General features: G+C 42.0%; 1 pseudogene. It reads right to left on the reverse strand.

Features of this window, described 5'->3' with window-relative positions:
- Nucleotides 1-555 (reverse strand): annotated as a pseudogene (locus AAEY93_RS20345) (IS630 family transposase); the annotation flags it as partial.

Consider the following 555-nt stretch of genomic DNA (forward strand, 5'->3'; position numbering starts at 1 on the left):
TTACACTGAATAAACGTATTCCAAGCGCGGCAACACTGTTCAACGATATCGTCATAACCTTCAAAACACCTATTTGCCAAACAATGCTGTCTTAGCCATTGCCATACCTGTTCAATGGGATTTAATTCCGGAGAATAGGGTGGTAATTTGAGGACCGATAAATTACTGAATTCTTTTGCTATATCATCCGTATGCCAACCTGCACCATCAATGATAACAAGTGCATACCTATCCGAATGAGTTGCTTCTGAAATTTGTTTTAAGTGTTGCCACATAGCCGCCCTATTAACAAATGGAGTGACCAAGGCTTCTGTTGCACCCGTCGCAGGGCAAACTGCACCAAAAAGATAAGCATATTCAAATTGTTGCTGCCTTACCGCTCTTGGCCTCGAGCCTTTTGCTGCCCATAGTCGCGTGGTGGTATTTTGTTGACCAAATCGAGCCTCATCTTGAAACCAAATATCGACGGTGTCTAAAGGAATATAGACAGGGATCGTTGCGATCGTTTTAGAAATGAGTTTTTTTAAAATCTTCTTGGGCTGCTAAGGATTGTTT

Source organism: Shewanella sp. CAL98-MNA-CIBAN-0140 (assembly GCF_040309905.1).
Lineage (GTDB): Bacteria > Pseudomonadota > Gammaproteobacteria > Enterobacterales > Shewanellaceae > Shewanella > Shewanella psychromarinicola.